Source organism: Petralouisia sp., from assembly GCF_056822245.1.
The window spans coordinates 152,182-168,296 of record NZ_JBQIOP010000002.1; the positions used below are offsets into that span (position 1 = coordinate 152,182).

General features: G+C 47.3%; 9 protein-coding genes. 8 read left to right on the forward strand and 1 reads right to left on the reverse strand.

Going from position 1 to position 16,115, the window contains the following annotated elements; translation table 11 throughout:
• The first annotated feature begins 146 nt into the window (after positions 1 to 146).
• Positions 147 to 5,954: an InlB B-repeat-containing protein gene (locus ACTO17_RS01600; protein WP_482556634.1), complete on the forward strand. Its 5,808-nt coding sequence runs from the start codon at positions 147 to 149 to the stop codon at positions 5,952 to 5,954.
• Positions 5,955 to 6,060: 106 nt separating this feature from the next.
• On the opposite strand, the gene ACTO17_RS01605 is transcribed toward ACTO17_RS01600, so the two are convergent.
• Positions 6,061 to 7,758, reverse strand: a complete 1,698-nt coding sequence (locus ACTO17_RS01605) for an AAA family ATPase (protein ID WP_482556635.1) — start codon at positions 7,756 to 7,758, stop codon at positions 6,061 to 6,063.
• Positions 7,759 to 7,964: 206 nt separating this feature from the next.
• On the opposite strand from ACTO17_RS01605, the gene ACTO17_RS01610 reads away from it, so the two are divergent.
• From ACTO17_RS01610 to ACTO17_RS01640, 7 genes are all read left to right on the forward strand, one after another.
• Positions 7,965 to 8,747: a DeoR/GlpR family DNA-binding transcription regulator gene (locus ACTO17_RS01610; RefSeq protein WP_172535858.1), complete on the forward strand. Its 783-nt coding sequence runs from the start codon at positions 7,965 to 7,967 to the stop codon at positions 8,745 to 8,747.
• The gene (gene pfkB / locus ACTO17_RS01615; RefSeq protein WP_482556636.1) at positions 8,744 to 9,655 is read left to right on the forward strand and encodes a 1-phosphofructokinase; all 912 of its coding nucleotides are present in this window, start codon (positions 8,744 to 8,746) and stop codon (positions 9,653 to 9,655) included. The genes ACTO17_RS01610 and pfkB overlap by 4 nt, the downstream gene beginning before the upstream one ends.
• Positions 9,656 to 9,744: 89 nt before the next feature.
• Positions 9,745 to 10,002, forward strand: coding sequence for an HPr family phosphocarrier protein (locus tag ACTO17_RS01620; RefSeq protein WP_172535860.1), 258 nt, complete (start codon positions 9,745 to 9,747; stop codon positions 10,000 to 10,002).
• An 86-nt stretch (positions 10,003 to 10,088) separates the two neighbouring features.
• Positions 10,089 to 11,717 (forward strand): phosphoenolpyruvate--protein phosphotransferase, encoded by a 1,629-nt coding sequence (gene ptsP / locus ACTO17_RS01625; RefSeq protein ID WP_482556637.1) that lies wholly within the window; start codon positions 10,089 to 10,091, stop codon positions 11,715 to 11,717.
• Positions 11,718 to 11,720: 3 nt separating this feature from the next.
• A complete protein-coding gene (larE, locus tag ACTO17_RS01630; protein ID WP_482556638.1) occupies positions 11,721 to 12,578 on the forward strand; it encodes an ATP-dependent sacrificial sulfur transferase LarE in 858 nt (285 codons plus the stop codon).
• A 226-nt stretch (positions 12,579 to 12,804) separates the two neighbouring features.
• Positions 12,805 to 14,934, forward strand: coding sequence for a PTS sugar transporter subunit IIABC (locus ACTO17_RS01635; RefSeq protein ID WP_482556666.1), 2,130 nt, complete (start codon positions 12,805 to 12,807; stop codon positions 14,932 to 14,934).
• A gap of 31 nt (positions 14,935 to 14,965) precedes the next feature.
• The gene (locus ACTO17_RS01640; RefSeq protein WP_172535863.1) at positions 14,966 to 15,814 is read left to right on the forward strand and encodes a PRD domain-containing protein; all 849 of its coding nucleotides are present in this window, start codon (positions 14,966 to 14,968) and stop codon (positions 15,812 to 15,814) included.
• Positions 15,815 to 16,115: the final 301 nt, after the last annotated feature.

Below are 16,115 nucleotides of genomic sequence, written 5' to 3' on the forward strand. Positions count from 1 at the left end.
GAAACAGGAGAGATTGATGGATTATTCTGGCAATTTCTCCTGTTTTTTGTTATGATTAAGTTATATTTTTGTTAAAGCTGTAAAATTTAAAATGATTAGATTGAGATCGTAAGGAATACGGTAAAAAACAAGGAGTGTGAGAGGAAATGAAAAAGACGAGAGAAAATCTTCTGGAAAAACTGTTACAGCAAAAACGGCATCCCATTCGGCCGAAGCTGGTATCGGCGCTGCTCAGCATCTGTCTGCTGCTGGCGTCGCTGCCTGCGGAGCTCTATGGCTTTCAGGTACAGGCGGAGGGGCAGGAGTATAAGATTCTCTCTTTTTCGGAGCTTCCTGAGGAAGTGAGAAGCCAGAGCGTGGAGCCTGGAACGCCTCTGGAAGAGCTGAATCTGCCGAAAACTCTGGAAGCGGTCTGCGTTCCTTTGCAATACGAGGAACCGGAGCTTGCAGAAAATCAGGGACAGACGCTTTCCGATACAAAGTGGAAGCACGGGGAAGGGGGCGATAATTTGCCTCCTGTTACAGAGACAAATCAGGAGAAAGGAAAAGATATTTCGCCGTCTGACGCAGAGCCAGAATCGGAAGGAGATCTGGAACCGCCTGCGTCTGATACGGAAGGGGATTTGGAAGAGCAGCCGCAGCCGGGCGAAACGCCGCAGGAGCAGCCGGAAACTGACAGCGCTGCAGAAGAAACGGTTGTGATTGAGCATATTACCTGGAGCAGCGTTTTTACTTATGATAATGAGAAAGAAGGAACCTATGTCTTTGTGCCAGTTTTGCCAAAAGGGTATGTTCTGGGAGAAGGGGTGAGTCTGCCGGAGATTCAGGTGCTGGTAGAATACAGGGAAGATTCAGGAGAAGCGGGGAAGGGGCAGACAGCGGGAGGAAAGAAAGATAAGAAAAAGGCAGAGGAAGAATTGGACAGGACGTATGGCGGCATAGAAAGAGAACTGACAACAGCGGATTCTGACAGTGAAGTGATCCGTGTGGATACAGTTTGGGATACACCAAAAATATTGTTCGGCGGGGAACTTGTGATTGAGGAAGGGGTTACACTGACACTGAAAACTGAACTGACCATAGATGGAGAAGTTACGGTTCGAGGCGGCGGGATAATTAAAAATGAAGGATTTGGATCTGGTATTAATGTGACGGAGAGCGGTGCTCTGACTATACAGGGGATGACATTGCACGGCAATAAAGATATTCTAGTTTATAGAGCATTGATAAGGGTGATGGGTGGGAAACTCATTGTAGAAAGAAGCAGAATTCAGGACTGTAAAAGTAGAACTTGGTATGAGACGGTTAGTAAGGAAGAGGAAGAAGGAGGAGCGATTTACTTTGCGGGCGGCGCAACAGTAAACTTGAAGACATGTATAATAGAAGGCTGCACAACAGGTAGAGGAGGAGCGGTTCATGGAAAAGAGGGTACACTGACTATGGAGGAAGGATGCGTGATACGAAACTGTATAGCAGTGGCTGGGGGAGCGCTTTACTTTGACAAGAATGTAAGCGCGGACTTACGGGACAGCAGGCTGGAAGAATGTTACGCAAACGATCCTCGATATTCAGGAGGGTCAGGAGGGGCAGTTTGGATGGATCAAAGTACAATAAGCATAAAAGCCTGTACGATTGAAAACTCTAAAAAAATAGATGGATATAATCCGGGAGCAGCGATTCGGTGTGGCACTAGATCTACATTAACAATGGACGGATCTACCATAAAGAACTTTTCGGGAGGAAGAGCTTCGGGAGGGGCTATTGAAGCGGGGGCATCAACAATAAATATAAAAGGCAGTAAGATAGAAGAATGCTCTGCGTTTCAGGGAGGTGCTATTTCAACGCGGAAGGTGTCATTTGTAAATATAAAAGACAGTAAGATAGGAGACTGCTCTGCCGACAGGTCAGGAGGGGCTGTTTGGTGCGACGGAGGCGGGGAGTTAACAATGGAAGGATGTGTGATACAGAACTGTTCTGCAGGAACAACAGGAGGAGCGGTTAATAGTGAAAGTGCATATGTAGAAGGAGCAGTAAGTTTGAAGGATTGTAAGATAGAAAACTGCTCTGCAGATAAGGGAGGAGGCATCTATACCTCAAAAGATCATATTACTGTATATGATGGCGTAAAGTTTTGCGAATATAAGTCGGATTCCGGTAAGGACTGCGTTTATTTTGAGAACAGCGACACGGTTCAGCCATGTATAAAAATTGGCGCCAATTTAAGTTATCCGGCGTCTGTTTACTTGGCAGCCAGGGAAAAATATGTTATTGCGGAAGGGATAGATGGGTATGGTTTGACTATAGAAGATTTAAAGAAATTGCTTGTTGTAGATGTCAATGGCGGGCAGTGGTATAAAAAGCTAGATGAAGAACAGAATCAAATTTACCTGACTGCAAATGATCCAGGTTACAGCTTTCGGGTTTTTTACTATGATGTGGACGGAAAAGTTACAGACAATACAGAATACAATCCCGGAGAGAGTGTCACGATAAAATCAGTAGAAGGGCTGCCAGCTCCAATTCCAAATCAAGATAGGTTTCTTGGATGGAGTAAGAAGCCGGGCGCTGCTCAAGTGGATTATGCAGGAGGGGAAAGCGTAGAGATAACAGAAGATATCCATCTGTATCCAGTTTATGAGAAGAGAAAGTTTTCTGCAGATTTTTATTCAGGAGGCCCTGATTCTTCAGCTCCCGTTCATGAGGAAAGGGAAGCAGGAGAAGATGAAGATGAGATAACGATAAATGCCCCGGCATTAAAAGCTTTTGAGGGCTGGACCCCTAAGGGTTGGGGTGAAGATCCTGAGGAATATGGCAGCGGAAATATCATTCAAAAGGGCGGAGCATGTACTTTGACAGAAGATACAAAGAATTATTATGGAGTCTACCAGAAAGAAGTTACCCTTTCGTATGATTCCGCAGATCAAGAAATCCACATATCTGTGCCGGAAGTGAAGGAATTTTGTTATGCCAATGTTCATGATGCCATCACATATCAAAAAGCAAAAATAACCCTTGCAGAAGGGCCGGAGGTATTCGGTTATACGTTCCAGGGGTGGAGTGAACAGGCAGACGGAGGGGGAACGCTGCAGAAAGCGGGTACAGAGATTTCCATACAGGAGGATACGGAACTGTATGCTGTCTACAGAGAAAAGGACAAGAGGACTTTTACCGCCAATTTCTATTCAGGAAGCCCTGTTTTCATGGAGCCAAAGGCAGTCACCGTGTACGAGCCTGCCCAGGAAGGAAAGGTTATGGCGCCGTCCTTAAAAGATTTTTCTGAGTGGAAGCCATTAGGATGGAGCAGAAGCAATAAGGAGTATGAAACCAGTGTTGGCATAGGTGAAGAATGTACTTTAACAGAAGACGTTACAGAATTCTGCGGAATCTATGAGAAAGATATTACGCTCACTTATAAGGGGAACGGCGGAAAGCCGGAGCTTGAGGCAGAGACAAATCAAAGTTATGCCAATGTGCACAAAGAAGATTTGGATGATGGCGGGGTTTCTTATAAAATTCCGGAATTTACCCTTACCGGAGAGATGCAGCGGGAGAAATATATCCTGACCGGATGGAGCAGAGATCAGGACAGAACAGAAGCGGAATATAAAGTAGGAAGCAAACAGGAATTTGACAAAGATACCATACTTTATGCGGTGTGGAAGGAGATACCCCCTGGGGAAGCAGAATGGAAGATGGAGTATTACTGCCAGAACCTGAAGGGGGACGGGTATGACAAAATAGAAGCGGACACAGAGACTTTCACAGGAAAAATCGGAACAGAAGCAGAAATCCGGGAGAAAACGTACCAGGGCTTCAGTGTAAATTCGTCGCATCCGGAGGGAAAGCGTAAGGGAGTCATAGCGGAGGATGGAAGCCTTGTGTTAAAGCTTTATTATGACCGCAATATCTATAAAGTAGACTTTGATCTGAACGAAGGCGACGGGATTGCTCCGTCTCCTCAAACGGTTCGTTATGGAGACAAGGCAAAAGAACCGGAGACTCCTAAGAGAACCGGATATCGTTTTAAAGGCTGGTATAAAGACAAAAAGGGAACGGAGGGCAGTCAGTGGAATTTCAGCAAGTTGGTGGAGGAAAACACAAAGACACTGCATAATACACTTTATGCGGTCTGGGAAAAAATTACTCCCGGCCCAGATCCGGATCAACCAGATCCGGGTAACCCGGACAATCCAGATCCAGATCACCCGGACAACCCGGGCCCAAATCCGGATCAACCGGGAACAGATCCAGATAACCCAGATCCAGATCACCCGGACAACCCAGGCCCAAATCCGGATCAACCGGGAACAGATCCAGACAACCCAGATCCGGATAACCCGGATAACCCGGGTCCAAATCCAGATCAACCAGGAACAGATTCGGACAACCCGGGCCAGGAAACTCCTGCTGAAGCCTCCTACCAGACAGAACACTACTGTCAGAACCTGACCGGAGACGAATACACCCGAGTAGACGCCGACACAGAAATCCTGACCGGAGAAATCGGAGCAGAAGCGGAGGCCCGTGGGAAAGCCTACCCCGGCTTCACTTTGAATCTGTCTCATCCTTTGGGAAAGACAAGTGGAACCATAGAAAAAGACGGAAGCCTTGTGCTGAAGCTTTATTATGACCGGAATATCTACGAAGTGGATTTTAACCTGAACGGAGGCCGGGGAACTCAGCCAAAGACTCAGAAAATCCGTTACGGAGGCCGGTTGGAGCAGGTGTCTGAGCCCACAAGAACCGGCTATCATTTCAAGGGCTGGCAGATAGGAGAGGAACCAGACGGGGATGTGTGGGATTTTGACAGCCCGGTGGAGTATAACACAGGGACATTACATACCACATTGTACGCCAAATGGGCGGACGAACTGGCTCCGATTCTGGGAGAAGCCGCATTCACAGAGGGAAGCCGGAATTTCCTGGACTGGCTGTTGCAGAAGGAAAGCATGGTGATTACTGTTCCGGTAACGGAGGAAGGCAGCGGTCTTGCAAAAGCGGAATATCTGCTGTTGGCAGAGGACGGCTCTGAGAAAGAAGGGGAGGCCCGGTTGGATGAAGCCCGTTCTATTTCCCCCGTTGCTGCGGCATACGGAAGCGGCGCCACAGTGCTTAGAAGGGTGCAGGCGGAAGCGGAGCAGGGAAAATACAAAGCAAGAATTGCCATTGAAGAAGAATTTAAGGGAAAGGTGTATCTGACCTGCACCGACCATGCCGGAAACAGATCGGCCCGGAAAATCCTGACTGCCAAAGGGGGCGGGGTTATTGTTGAGGAAAATGCGCCGGAAATCTATTTTTCTGATACCGAAGAATCTGCCGGAGGAAAGCCCCTGAAAGTGAAAGTAAAGGTCGTAGATGATATGGAAGGACATGTGTCCAGCGGAATTTCCGGCATTCGCTATCAGGTGGACGGCGGGAAGAAAAAATCCCTTCCGGATGAGGATTTTACACAGGAATTTGTGGCAGAATATGAGTTCGCGTTGAAGCTCCAAGGGGAAGGCGCCCATACCCTTCGGGTGGAAGCTGAGGATCATGGAGGAAATAAAAGCGCAGCGGAAGTAACGCTGCGAATTCAGGAGAAAAAAGACGAGCCGGTGCAAACCCCGGTTCCGAAAGAACCTGGAACTCCTCTGGATTCCGGAAAACCTGGAAAGAGCGGAACTCCCCTGGGAGCCGAGCCGAAAACAGGAGAAGGAAGTCAGGTCAAGGTCTTTGCCACCCTGGCCATGATTGCAGGCTTTGGTTACCTTTTGCTGTATTTTGAAGGGGAAAACGGAATTACAGAGCAGGAAAAAGAGGAAATTATTTACCGGGTGGTGGCCTGGGCGAAAAAGGGCAAAAGCCTCCGCAGGCTCGTGGGCCTGGCAGTCATTTTCCTGTTTCTGATGTACTACCACAGCATTGGAAAGAGTGTGGATGTGGAGTGGAAGGAAATGTATGTAAAGGGAAATTAATGAGTAATACATAAGAACTGCCGGATTGCCCGGTTTGCGTGTCAAAGGGCAATCCGGCAGTTTTATCCAGCTCCAAACGTTTTTGCCGGAAAAATTCACCGTAATCCTAATTTCCAATTAGCACGGTTTTCCCGCAGAAGGCAAAGCCGTATTTGCGTATGCGTTCTTTTGGAATTCCTTTTGCGGTAAGGTTGGCGGCATATTGTTTATTTTCAATCTGATTCAGCGCAGCTTTTACCGTATCAGAAAGGGACTTTTCCTCCTCCGCGTCCTGTACCTTGAATTCCAGAATCATGGCGTCGTCATCAGCCTTACGGGGTTCTAACATCATATCATATCTTCCGAAGCCGCTTTCCCGGTTGGAAGTAATTACATACCGATCCGTCAGTTCCACCATAAGTCCAAGGACAAAGCCGTGATAAAAGCGTTCAGGTTCGCAGCCGGAGGGCTTTTTTCCGGTATCAAAGGAGCTGAACATTTCAGAGCTTACCCGGTTCATATAGACATTCATTGCCTTTAAATCATTTAACAGCAGCGCATGGATAAAATCATTGTAGTCTGCCTGATTTTTTGCAAACCATCCTTTGACCATTTTGCCAAACATCTGTTTTACTTCCAGGTTGGTGACAGCCAGTTCATAATTCGCTTCGCGGAATGGGTCTTTGATTTCATCATATGTTTCATAGCCGGCAACTTTTAAGTATCCGCTGGCAAGCAGAAGGCTCCAGATGGCCCATTCATTGGTGTCCAGCTGGTCATATACAATTTGTTCTTCTGCAGGCGTGGTCAGAGATTCACCTGACAGGAGTCTTTCAAAGGATTTTTTGATTTCCCGGTTTCCTTCTCTGAGGAGTTTGCTCACCAGGCGGTTGGAGCTGGTATTGGCCCAGTACAATCCGGGTTTTTTCTGATTCAGATAATTTATAATGGACCAGGGATTATAAATGTCTGTCTGCCTGCCGAAGGTAAAGCCGTCATACCACAGCTTTACCTCCTGAATTTTGGCGGACAGTCCGAATTCTTCCAGGGATGCAAGTACTTCTGATTCTGTAAAACCGAAGGAATCCGCATATTTTTCAGAGGTGGTTGTGATAACCTCCAGATTATTTAAATCTGAAAAAATAGATTCCTTGCTGATTCGAGTAACTCCCGTCATAACTGCCCGTTCCAGATAAGGGTTTGTCTTAAAGGCCGAGTTGAACAGGCTCCTGATAAAGTTCACCAGTTCCTCCCAATATCCATTCACATAAGCCTCCTGCATCGGGGTGTCGTATTCATCCAACAGCAGAATCACTTTTTTCCCATAGTACCTGGAAAGGAAGTCGCACAGGGAGCGCAGAGACGCTCCTGCGGTACTGTCCGACATATAAGGGGAGACTTCCTGGTAGAATGCTTTTTCTTTTCCATTCAGCCAATTTCCATCCAGAAGGTAATCGTTTTTATTATATTGTTCTTCTATGACCCGGCAGATGCTTTTGCGTACTTCGGGAAAAGTGTTTTCTTTGATGCCTGCAAAACTGATGGATATTACCGGATATGTTCCCTGCAGATGCCGGTATGTTTCTTCTTTCCAGACAGACAGCCCTTCGAACAGCTCGCCTCTTCCCGCATATCTGACAGAAAAGAACTTTTCCAACATGCTCATATTCAATGTTTTCCCGAATCTTCTGGGCCGGGCAATCAATGTCACGCTGTCCTCTGCTTCCCACCATTCTTTGATAAAGTGGGTTTTATCCACATAAAAGTTATTTTTCAGCCGTATTGTCTCAAAATCCTGGTGGCCGATTCCTGCTGTCCTGGGCATATGATAACATCCTTTCTTTCTGCTTTTTCAGAGTATACCATACTCCCTGCCGTTTCACAATCCATTTGCTTTTTTGCATATTGCACAAAAATACTCCTGTACTTTTGTGAATTATTTTGATTGAAAATGATTGAAAATGATGGTATCATACATATACAATCAAAAACAACAAGAAACAATCAAAATCAATCAACGAGGAAACCGAAATGCTGTTAGAAAAAAGGCTGGGAGAAATCCTGAAATTAGTGGAGAAAAACGGCAGCGTTACTGTACAGGAGTTAACCGAACATCTGAAGGCTTCCGAGTCCACCATCCGCAGAGATTTATACCTGCTGGATGAAGAGGGAAAGCTGAACAAGGTTCACGGAGGAGCCACTGCCATCAACATGTCTTATGCCAGTGAGAAGGATGTGGAGGTGGAATACCGCAAGAACCTGAACCGGGAAGAAAAGACAGAAGTTGCCAGGTATGCGGCTTCCCTGATTAAGCCGGATGATTTGGTTTACTTAGACGCCGGAACCACAACGGAGCGTGTCATTGATTTTATTACAGAGAAGAGAGCCGTTTATGTGACAAACGCCATCGGCCATGCCAAGCGTCTGGTGCAGGCCGGGTGCGAAGCCCATATCCTGGGCGGGAAATTCAAGCTGTCCACAGAAGCGGTTGTGGGGATTGAAACCGCGTCCGAACTGGAGAAATTTAACTTTACCATCGGGTTTATCGGAACCAATGGAATCAGCCGCAGGGCAGGATTTTCCACGCCGGACATTGAAGAGGCCATGGTGAAGCGCAGGGCAGTCATTCAGTGCCGCAGACCTTATATTTTAGGGGATTCCGGCAAGTTCAACCAGATTTCCCCGGTTACCTTTGCAGGAATTGAGGATGCAGAGCTGATTACCACAGAAATCAAGCACGACAGCTTCCGGGATTTGAAAAACATTATTGAAATAACAAAAAAACAGGAGAAGCAGGAAAGGAGCACACCATGATTTACACAGTAACTTTTAATCCAAGTCTGGACTATATTGTAAGCGTTGACGATTTTACCCTTGGGCGGGTGAACCGTACCACCAAAGAATTGGTATATCCCGGCGGAAAAGGCGTCAATGTCTCTCTGGTGCTGAAAAATCTGGGCATGGAGAATACCGCTTTGGGATTCACAGCCGGATTTACCGGAACAGAAATTGAACGGGGGCTGAAGGAATGGGGATGTCTCACTGATTTTATCCGGATTCCCGAAGGAATGTCCAGAATCAACATGAAGCTTCGCTCCAGGGAGGAGAGTGAGGTGAACGGCCAGGGGCCGAAGATTTCAGAGGAGGCTTTGGAGGAGCTTTATAAGAAGCTGGACGCCATGGAGCCGGAAGATGTTCTTGTGCTTGCAGGAAGTATTCCCAGCAGCATGCCGGATTCCAGTTATGAGCAGATTTTAGCAAGGGTACAGCACAAGAATATCCGGTCTGTGGTGGACGCCACAGGAGATTTACTGGTAAATGTGCTGAAATACCATCCATTTTTGATAAAACCCAACAACCACGAGTTGGAGGAGATTTTCCATGTGCCCATGGACAGTCAGGAAACCATTGTGGAGCATGCAAAGAAAATGCAGGAGATGGGAGCCCAGAATGTGCTGATTTCCATGGCGGGAGATGGCGCGATCCTTGTGGCGGCAGACGGAAGCGTATGGCAGAGCCCTGCGCCGAAGGGAAAAGTGGTGAATTCAGTGGGAGCCGGGGATTCCATGGTGGCAGGATTTATCACCGGATATTTAAAGAGCAATCGCTACGAAGAAGCCTTTCATATGGGAATCTGTACCGGAAGCGCCAGCGCATTTTCCGAACGGCTGGCAACCCAGGCAGAGGTTGACGGAATTTTAGAGCAGATGGGCTGGAAATAGTTTTTTTCCCGCAGAGGCAGAAACAGTCTGGAAAAATGAAAACAAATATATTATAATACAGTTACAATAACAAAAAAGGAGAGAAGATTATGAAAACATTTGACTACACAATTACAGATCCAGAAGGAATCCATGCAAGGCCGGCAGGGCTTTTTGTGAAGGAAGCAGGCAAATTTGCAAGTAAGATTACCATTGCAAAAGACGGCAAGGAAGTAGATGCAAAGAGAATTTTCGGAATCATGAGCCTTGGAGTGAAAAAAGACAATACAGTAACCCTGAACATAGAAGGCGATGACGAGGAAGAAGCATTCACTGCATTAGAAGCATTTTTCAAAGAAAATCTGTAAGATGCAATAAATACAGGTAATTGTAAGGCCGGAGGCATCCGGTTTTGCAGTTGCCTGAATTTTTAAACAGCGAAAGGAGAAGCCAAATGTTAAAATTCAGTGGGAGCAGCGTATTTGGTGGTGTGGCGATTGGAAAACTTTTTATTTTTCAGAAAAATGAAAATAAAGTAGAACGCCGGCACATTGAGGATGTAGAGAAAGAGACAGAGCGGTTTGAAAAGGCAAAAGAGAAGGCGTTGGAGCAGCTTCAGGGGTTGTATGAGAAAGCCCTCAAGGACGTGGGTGAAGCCAATGCCATGATTTTTGAAGTGCATCAGATGATGTTGGAAGATTTGGATTATCAGGATTCAATCCATTATATGATAAAAGAGCAGCAGATTAACGCAGAGTTTGCAGTGGCCCAGACCAGCGACAATTTCGCGGAAATGTTTGCCGCCATGGACGACGCTTACATGCAGGGACGCGCCGCAGACGTCCGTGATATTTCGGAACGATTAATCAGCATTTTGACAGATTCCCAGAGCAGTTTGGATGTGTTTCAGGAGCCGGTTGTCATTGTGGCAGAGGATCTTGCTCCCAGTGAGACCGTTCAGTTTGAGAAGGATAAACTGCTTGCGATTGTAACCAGACAGGGTTCTGCCAACTCCCATACGGCAATTCTGGCCAGAACCATGGATATTCCGGCAGTGATTCAGGCAGACATCGGCCTGGACCCGGAATACAATGGGAAAACTGTGATTGTAGACGGATTTACCGGGGATATCTATCTGGACCCGGACGAAGAGACCTCCAAGGTGATGGAGGCCAAGCTGGCGGACTGCCTGGCAGAAAAAGAATTGCTGCAGCAGTTAAAGGGCAAAGAGGATGTGACATTGGACGGAAAATATCTGAAGCTCTATGCCAACATTGGAAATCCCGGAGACGTGGCGAATGTGCTCCGCAATGACGCAAGGGGAATCGGCCTGTTTCGAAGTGAATTCCTGTATCTGGAAAGCGAGGATTTCCCCACAGAAGAAGAACAGTTTAAGGCTTACAAAGCGGTTGCGGAAAATATGGCCGGAAAGAAAGTCATTATCCGTACATTGGATATCGGTGCAGACAAAACGGTGGACTATTTTAAACTGGATGAAGAAGAGAATCCTGCCATGGGATACCGGGCGATCCGCATCTGCTTAACGCAGCAGGAAATTTTCAAAACCCAGCTCCGCGCATTGTACCGGGCGTCCAATTACGGACAGATTGCCATTATGTTCCCCATGATTATTTCCGTGGAGGAAGTAAGGAAGATTAAGAAAATTGTGGAGGAAGTGAAGGCAGAACTGACGGAGCTTGCAGTTCCCTTTAAAGATGTGGAGCTGGGAGTTATGATTGAGACGCCGGCGGCTGTGATGGTCAGCGATGAACTGGCAAAGGAAGTGGACTTTTTCAGTATCGGAACCAATGATTTGACTCAGTACACCCTTGCCATTGACAGGCAGAACGCCAAACTGGGTGATTTCTACAATGCTCACCATCCGGCAATCCTTAAGATGATTGAAATGGTTGTGAAGAATGCCCATGGGGCAGGCATCTGGGCAGGCATCTGCGGAGAACTGGGGGCAGATTTGAGCCTGACAGAGACTTTCCTGAAAATGGGAGTGGACGAATTATCCGTTTCTCCGGCCATGGTGCTCAGAGTGAGAAAAATTATACGGGAGACAGACACCAGTAAATAAAACATGACAGAGAATAAAGTGCAGATTTTACCAGAAACACAGCTAAAACTGGAACGCCTGAAGCAATCTCTTACGGCTCTTGGCAGCGCTGCCGTTGCCTTTTCCAGCGGAGTGGATTCCACGTTTTTACTGAAAATAGCCCATGAAGTCCTGAAAGACAAGGTGATTGCGGTGACAGCCAGGTCTGCTTCCTTTCCGGCCAGAGAACTTAAGGAGGCGGAAGAATTCTGCAGAAAAGAAGGAATCCGCCAGGTTGTTTTTGAATCAAAGGAACTGGAACTGGAGGGCTTCAGCCAAAATCCCCCCAACCGGTGTTATATCTGTAAGAAACAGCTTCTCCTTCAGATTCAGTCCATTGCCCGGGAAAACCAGATGTCCTGGGCAGTGGAAGGCTCCAATGCAGATGACGAGGGAGATTACAGGCCGGGCATGCAGGCGGTGGCAGAGCTGGGGGTGAAAAGCCCTTTAAGGGAAGCCAGGCTGACAAAGGCGGAGATTCGGCTCTTATCGAAGGATATGGGGCTTTCTGTCTGGGAAAAGCCTTCCTTTGCCTGCCTTGCTTCCCGGTTTCCCTATGGAGAACCCATTACGGCTGAAAAGCTTGCCATGGTGGGACAGGCGGAAGAATTGCTGCTGCAGCTGGGCTTTTCCCAGTTTCGGGTCCGCATTCATGGAGCAATGGCCAGGATTGAGATTTTGCCGGAGGAATTTTTAAGGCTGCTGCAGGAGGAGATCAGAATCCGGGTGACAGAGCAGCTCCGGGAATACGGATTTACTTATGTATCTATGGATTTGAACGGATACCGGACGGGAAGCATGAATGAAACCATTGATTTGGACAAGCCTGATGGAAGGATGTAAAAAACCCTTGACAAATCAGAAATGCAATGGTAATTTAGTACATATGATATAGTATGTTACTTATTACAGATAAGGCATTAGCTATACATAAATATTTTGGATGTTTATGTGTGTTAGTGCCTTTTTTGTCCCGTTTTTAAAGAACCGGGCACGGAAAAAGATATGCTGAGGGCGCAGCGTACACACAGGAACTCCAGATAAAAAATAAAAATAAAGGAGAAGAATGATGAAAGACAAAATTTTTGGCGTACTGCAGCGTGTTGGACGTTCCTTCATGCTCCCCATCGCGATTCTTCCGGTAGCGGGTCTGCTGCTTGGAATCGGCGGTTCTTTTTCAAATGAGACAATGTTAAGCACTTACGGGCTGTTGGATGTGATGGGGCCGGGAACGGTGTTTAATATGATTTTCCAGATTATGAGCGCAGCAGGAAACATCGTATTTGCAAATCTGCCGATTATCTTTGCCATGGGCGTTGCCATCGGCATGGCAAAGAAGGAGAAAGACGTTGCGGCTTTGTCTGCAGTGGTGGCATTTTTCATTATGCATGCTTCCATCGGAGCCCTGATTACGATTAATGGCGGGCCGGAAAACATGCTGGACGGAGCTACTGCTTCCGTTTGCGGCATTACGTCTCTGCAGATGGGCGTGTTCGGCGGCATCATTGTGGGTCTGGGTGTTGCAGCCCTCCACAATAAATTTTACAAAATTGAACTTCCCCAGGTATTGTCCTTCTTTGGAGGAACCAGGTTTGTGCCGATTGTCAGCGCACTGGTATATACTGCCGTGGGAATTTTGATGTTTTTCGTGTGGCCGGTAATTCAGAAAGGCATTTACGGAGTGGGAGATGTGGTGCTGAACTCCGGCTATGCAGGAACCTGGGTATACGGATTTATGGAACGTCTGCTGATTCCTTTTGGGCTGCACCATGTATTTTATCTGCCCTTCTGGCAGACGGCAGTGGGCGGCACCCTGGAAGTGGCGGGACAGACCATTGAGGGCGCGCAGAATATTTTCTTTGCCCAGTTGTCCGATCCCACGGTAGAGCATTTCGCAGTGTCAGCCACCAGATTTATGTCAGGAAAATTCCCGCTGATGATTTTCGGGCTTCCGGGAGCTGCCCTGGCCATGTATAAAACATCAAAGTCAGAGAAAAAGCAGGCGGTGGCAGGACTTCTGATGTCTGCAGCCCTTACTTCCATGCTGACCGGCATCACAGAGCCTCTGGAATTTACGTTCCTGTTTGTGGCGCCGCTTCTCTATGGAATCCACTGCGTTCTGGCAGGGTGCGCCTATATGCTGATGCATATTTTTGAGGTAGGCGTGGGCATGACTTTTTCCGGCGGAGTCATTGACCTGTTCCTGTTCGGAATTCTCCAGGGAGCTTCCAAAACCAACTGGATTTGGGTGGTAGTTGTAGGAGTGTTCTATTTCGTTGTATATTATTTCCTGTTTGCCTTCCTGATTCAGAAGATGGATTTGAAAACGCCTGGGCGGGACGACAGCGAGGAAGTGAAGCTGTACCGCAGAAGCGATGTGGAAGCTAAGAAAAACAGCCAGACGGCTGCAGGGGAAGAAGATGAATTATCAGAAACCATCTGCCACGGCCTGGGCGGTAAGAAAAATATTTCTGATGTGGACTGCTGCGCCACAAGGCTGCGGTGCACAGTTTTCAAAGCGGAGCTGGTAAATGACGTTTTGCTGAAATCCACGGGCGCTTCCGGTGTGGTGCACAAAGGAAACGGCGTCCAGATTATTTACGGGCCGAGGGTAACGGTGATTAAATCCAATCTGGAAGATTATCTGGAAACGGCTCCCAATGAAGAATATACAGCCGGCGACGTGAAAGAAACGGCAGCCAGGGAGCAAAAGGAAACAACAGGGGCAAATGTGGTAAAGACAGTGATTATTTCCAGTCCGGTAACAGGCACGGCCGCAGATTTGTCAGAGGCGCCGGATGAGGCTTTTGCAGGCAGAATGATGGGAGACGGCGCGGTGGTAACGCCGAAGGACAGCATCGTCAGAGCGCCGGAGGACGGAGAGGTATGCTTTGTCTTTGAAACCAAACATGCAGTTGGATTTATGACGGACACAGGGTTAAGCATTCTGATTCATATGGGAATTGATACGGTTGCTTTAAATGGACAGGGCTTTGAAGTGCTTGTGGAAAACGGGCAGAAGGTGAAAAAAGGCGATCCAATGCTGAAGCTGGATTTGGATTATCTGAAAGCCAACGCGCCGTCTCTGGCGTCGCCGGTGCTGTGTACGGAGCTGGAGGAGAACCAGAAGATACGGCTGCTGAAGGAAGGAAGCATTACGGCCGGGGAAGCTCTGTTTGCCGTGGATTTCTACGAGTAAAGCAAAAGAAACATAACAGGCGGGGAAAAGTATGTATAGAGTAGAGAAAGTGTTAAATCATAATACGGTCATTGGGATTCGTTCAGGGGACAATCAGGAATTTCTGATGATAGGAAAGGGAATTGGATTCGGTAAAAAAGTCACAGAGCAGATAGATCCGGGCCCCAAAGTGACCCTCTATTCCCTTCAGAAGTCCACAGAACGGGGAAACGCCAGGGAGCTGGCCAAATCCATTGCACCGGAATGCCTGGAAATTGCAGGTCAGATTTTAGATGCAGCAGAACAGGAATTTGGAAAGATTGACAGAAACATACTTTTCCCCATGGCCGATCACATTGAATATGCCGTGAAAAGAGTTCGGGAGCATGAACAAATCAGCAACCCCCTGACAGCGGACATCCGCGCGCTGTTCCATCTGGAATATAAGACGGCAAAACAGATTATTCCCATATTGAAAGAGCGGATGGACATTCAGATTGACGAGGATGAGGTGGGATATATTGCCCTTCACATTCATTCGGCCATTGAAGATGAGAAAGTCTCCCAGGCCATGCAGGTGGCCCAGGCTGTCCGGGAGTGCATTTCTCAGATTGAACAGGAAATCGGCAGGCCCATTGATGTGATGTCGCTGGCTTATAACCGGCTGATGAATCATATTCGTTATATGGCGGCCCGCGCCATGAAAGGGGAAAAACTGAAGGTTAATATGAATGATTATATGGGGATTAAATTTCCCAATGCTTTCCGGATTGCAGAGAAAGTCTGCAGGCAGGTGGAGCGCAGTCTGAAATGCAGACTGAGCGAAGTGGAAATCGGATATCTGGCCATGCACATTGAGCGGGTGGCGGATGAAGAACTGGATGAAAAAGAAACAGATTAGGCGGACTGCGGCTTGAAAAGCCTGGAAAGCCTTCTTAAGTCTCTGTAAGCAGTGGATTTTGTTCCGCACAATATGCCTGTGCGCTGGGCTGTCTCATTAAGAAATACAACTGCAGGATATGGTATAATTTCATCAGGAAATATGATATCTTGTATGTTTGCTTCTTAATGGGGCAGCCTTTTTGCATGAAAAGGGAAATTTTGGGAAGCAGGAAATTTTTCATGGTTGCGAACCGGGAGAGACTGTGGTAGATTTTATTAAGAAGAAAGCAACGGCGGCTTTGGGCCGTTACAGAGGAAAA

Bases quoted from the DNA above. Each gene is read 5' to 3' on its own strand.
- ACTO17_RS01600 (WP_482556634.1), top strand. From the start codon at position 147: ATGAAAAAGACGAGAGAAAATCTTCTGGAAAAACTGTTACAGCAAAAA.
- ACTO17_RS01605 (WP_482556635.1), bottom strand. From the start codon at position 7,758: ATGCCCAGGACAGCAGGAATCGGCCACCAGGATTTTGAGACAATACGG.
- ACTO17_RS01610 (WP_172535858.1), top strand. From the start codon at position 7,965: ATGCTGTTAGAAAAAAGGCTGGGAGAAATCCTGAAATTAGTGGAGAAA.
- pfkB (WP_482556636.1), top strand. From the start codon at position 8,744: ATGATTTACACAGTAACTTTTAATCCAAGTCTGGACTATATTGTAAGC.
- ACTO17_RS01620 (WP_172535860.1), top strand. From the start codon at position 9,745: ATGAAAACATTTGACTACACAATTACAGATCCAGAAGGAATCCATGCA.
- ptsP (WP_482556637.1), top strand. From the start codon at position 10,089: ATGTTAAAATTCAGTGGGAGCAGCGTATTTGGTGGTGTGGCGATTGGA.
- larE (WP_482556638.1), top strand. From the start codon at position 11,721: ATGACAGAGAATAAAGTGCAGATTTTACCAGAAACACAGCTAAAACTG.
- ACTO17_RS01635 (WP_482556666.1), top strand. From the start codon at position 12,805: ATGAAAGACAAAATTTTTGGCGTACTGCAGCGTGTTGGACGTTCCTTC.
- ACTO17_RS01640 (WP_172535863.1), top strand. From the start codon at position 14,966: ATGTATAGAGTAGAGAAAGTGTTAAATCATAATACGGTCATTGGGATT.